The organism is Bacillus sp. COPE52, from assembly GCF_003355115.1.
GTDB classification, from domain to species: Bacteria; Bacillota; Bacilli; order Bacillales; family Bacillaceae_G; genus Bacillus_A; species Bacillus_A toyonensis.
Genome location: NZ_CP031292.1, coordinates 5,800,603 through 5,802,110, shown reverse-complemented (window position 1 = coordinate 5,802,110; position 1,508 = coordinate 5,800,603). Strand labels below are relative to the sequence as shown.

The following is a 1,508-nucleotide window of genomic DNA, read 5'->3' as shown; positions in this document are numbered from 1 at the left end:
CAGAGTGTTGGGAAACCCTTTAGGGTTCCCAACATTCTGCAATCCTTTTTAATTTTAGTAAATGAAAACAATATAAAATAATAAATTTTAGAAAAACAGCCCTCCACCAGACCCTTTTTGGTTAGGTGAAGGGCTATTTTTTTCATGTTTTGACAAGCTGCGGTGAGGTAAGCTTGCATTTGGACAGACTTCAGCCCTCGAAACCGAGCATATCGATAGCCATGTAGTTCTTTGGCATCCGCAAAGCTTCGCTCTATAGTTGAACAGCGTACTTTATACAGTCTTTTCCCTGTAGCTGTTAGTTTGTTTTTTCTAGCGATATCTTTATATTTTTCCCATATATGATGAGTGATAACTTTTTGCTTTTGTTTTTTTGAAAAGCATACCTCACGTAGCGGACAAACAGCGCAGTCTTCTGGATTTGATTTATATTGACGATATCCTTCGCGATCCGTTGTCGTATATTCTAAAATACATCCCATCGGACAAGCAAATACATTCATTTCTTTTACATATTTAAATTGGCTTTTCGGAACGTCTTTATTTCGCTTTCCAAATCGGCGATACCCCATCACCATAAATATATTCTGTTCTGATAGTTTTTTACAGATATAACCTGTAAAATAGCCTGCATCAAGAGCTACAGCTTCAACTTTGAATCCGAATTTATTAGTTTGAGCTTGTAGACGTGCTAAATACGGCTCGGAATCCGCCATATTTCCAGCCGTTATATAGGTATCTGTAATAATATTATATTTCGCATCAGTCGTACGATGATCTAAGAAATGAAAACCGTTCGGTTTTCCATCCCTCATTAAAAATCCACTATCTGGATCCGTTGTACTGATACGAGTTTTTTTAGTGGGGGTATCACTTTCCTTTCTAGGTCTTAATTCTTTTTTCCATGTACCTCACGATCTTCGATTACCGCAGCTTCTAGTTCATCTATATAGAACTTTGCCTTTTCTTTTTTATATTTATGTACAAATTTATTTTTATTGGCATTCGCCTTAATGTGTGTAGAATCTGTCATCAACGCACGTCCTCCCACCATACGGTGCTCGGTCGCTTGACTCACAATCTCATCAAAAATTTCTTCGAAAATATTTGTATGAATGAAACGAGTACGGCGATTCCAACTGATTGTAGAATGATCTGGAATTGTATCTGATAGAGAAAAACCTAGAAACCAACGGTAGGCAATATTCGTTTTGATCTCCTTTTCCAATTGTCGCTCTGAACGAATACCATAAAAATATCCGATAAACATCATCTTAAATAAAACGATAGGGTGAATTGACGGACGACCATTGTTTTCACAGTAATAAGGGCGTAACTTTTCCTCAATAAAATCAAAACTGATTGTCGCTTCAATCGCACGAAGGAAATGGTCTTGCGGAACTAATTCTTCTACAGAAACGGATACACGCTCATCACGATGATTTTTTAAAGCACCCATCATAAAAAATCTCTCCTTTACCTCTTTTTTATCAGTGTTGACACATAAA

At 36.9% G+C, this 1,508-nt stretch carries 1 pseudogene; it reads right to left on the bottom strand.

What is annotated here, in order from left to right:
* Positions 1–92: 92 nt before the first annotated feature.
* A pseudogene (locus tag DPQ31_RS29070) lies at positions 93–1,462 on the bottom strand (IS1182 family transposase); the annotation flags it as partial.
* Positions 1,463–1,508: the final 46 nt, after the last annotated feature.